The sequence below is a fragment of the Methylobacterium sp. J-090 genome (genome assembly GCF_022829345.1).
Lineage (GTDB): Bacteria > Pseudomonadota > Alphaproteobacteria > Rhizobiales > Beijerinckiaceae > Methylobacterium.
Window position 1 is genome coordinate 1 of sequence record NZ_JAKSXV010000117.1, and the last position, 1914, is coordinate 1914.

Below are 1914 nucleotides of genomic sequence, written 5' to 3' on the forward strand. Positions count from 1 at the left end.
GCCGAGACGGGCGGCCTGGTCCGGCGGCAGGCGGATGCGGGCGGTGTAGTGGCTCATGCCGGTCTTCGGATCGGTGGTCACGTCCGCCGAGACCCGGCTCACCACCCCGTCGATCTCCGGCGTCGTGCGCTGGTTGAAGGCGGCGAACCGCAGGATCGCCGCCTGGTCGAGGCGGACGTTGTCGATGTCCTGAGGCTGGATCTTCACCTCGACGGCGAGCTGGTCGGCCTCCGGCACGATGAGCATGGCCGGCTCGGAGGGCGTCACCAGGCCGCCGATCGTGTGCACCGTCATCTGGTGCACGGTACCGTCCTGGGGCGAACGCATGTCGACGCGCTTGAGCTGGTCCTCGGCCGCGACGCGCTTCTCCACGGCTTCCGACCACTTGCCCCGGATCTCGGCCAGGTCCCGGCCGACTTCGGAGCGCATGTCGCCGTCGATCTGCAGGATCTGAAGCTCGGTCTCGGTGATCTTGCCCCGTGCCGAGGCCGTCGCGGCGACGAGCTGGCCGCGCTCGCCGTCGAGACGGGCGCCATCCCGCTCCAGGGCGTTGACCCGCGCCAGGGAGACGAGGTTCTTGCCGTAGAGCTCGCGCACGCCCTTCAACTCGTCGGTGATGAGGCTGATCTCGTGCCGCTTGGCCCCGGCCTGTTCCGTGAGACCCTTGATCTCCTCGCGCAACTGCAGGACGCGCTCGCGCAGCTGCGCCTTCTGGCCCGCGCGGCCCGCCACGCGGGCGGTGAACAGCCGGGCCTCGCCGTCGATGAGGTGGGCCACCGCCGGGTCGCCGTCCCGGCGGGCGAGAAGTTCGGGCGGGAACCGGATCTCGGCATGGCCGTCGCGCTCGGCCTCGTCGCGGGCCCGGCGAGCGGACAGCTCGTCGAGGGCCTTCAGGACGATGTCGAGGTTGGCCCGGACCTGGGTCGCGTCGAGGCGGATCAGCACGTCGCCGGCCTTGACCCGGGCGCCCTCGCGCACGCGCAGCTCGCCGACGACGCCGCCGGTGGGATGCTGGACCTTCTTCACGTCGGATTCGACCACGAGCTGGCCCGGTGCGATCACCGCGCCCGAGATCTGGGTGACGGTGGCCCAACCGCCGACGCCGACCACCAGCGCCGCGCCGAGGCCGAGGCTGAGGGCGAGGTGGCCGTGGATCGACCGGTGCGCGGTCGAGCGGCCGAGGGCCGCGGCAGGAGGACCGAGACGTACGATATGGGTCATCACGCACTCTCCCGCAGGGCGCCGACGGCGGGTCGGACGTCGGATGGAACGGAGGCCGGCCGCAACACGCTCTTGAGCACCTCGTCCTTCGGCCCGAAGGCCTGGGCCCGACCATCGGCCATCATCAGGATGAGGTCGACGGCGGCCAGCGCCGAGGGCCGGTGGGCGACGACGACGCAGATGCCGCCGCGCTGGCGCACCCCGAGGATCGCCTGCGTCAGGGCGTTCTCGCCCTCGGAATCGAGGTTGGCGTTGGGCTCGTCGAGGATGACGAGGAAGGGGTCGCCGTAGAGGGCGCGCGCCAGGCCGATGCGCTGGCGCTGGCCGGCGGAGAGGCCGGCGCCGCCCTCGCCGATGCGGGTGTCGTAGCCCTCGGGCAGGCGCAGGACGAGGTCGTGCACGCCGGCCGCCCGGGCGGCGGCGATCACCGCCGCGGACGGGGCGTCGGGATCGAAGCGGGCGATGTTCTCCGCGATGGTGCCGGCGAACAGTTCGACCTCCTGGGGCAGGAAGCCGAGATGGGGCCCGAGATCGCCGGCCGACCATTGGTCGAGGGCGGCCCCGTCGAGGCGGACCTTGCCGCGGAAAGCCGGCCAGACGCCCACCAGGGCGCGGACCAGGCTCGACTTGCCGGAGGCCGAGGGGCCGATGATGCCGAGTCCCTGGCCGGCCCGAAGCGCGAAGCCGACATCC

General features: G+C 72.6%; 2 protein-coding genes. Both read right to left on the reverse strand.

Annotated elements, in window-relative coordinates; all coding sequences use genetic code 11:
* A partial coding sequence (locus tag MKK49_RS24235; protein ID WP_244032774.1) for an HlyD family type I secretion periplasmic adaptor subunit occupies positions 1 to 1221 on the reverse strand: 1221 nt, incomplete at its 3' end.
* Positions 1221 to 1914: ATP-binding cassette domain-containing protein (locus MKK49_RS24240; protein ID WP_244032776.1), on the reverse strand; the 694-nt coding region annotated here is incomplete at its 5' end. The genes MKK49_RS24235 and MKK49_RS24240, both read right to left, overlap by 1 nt.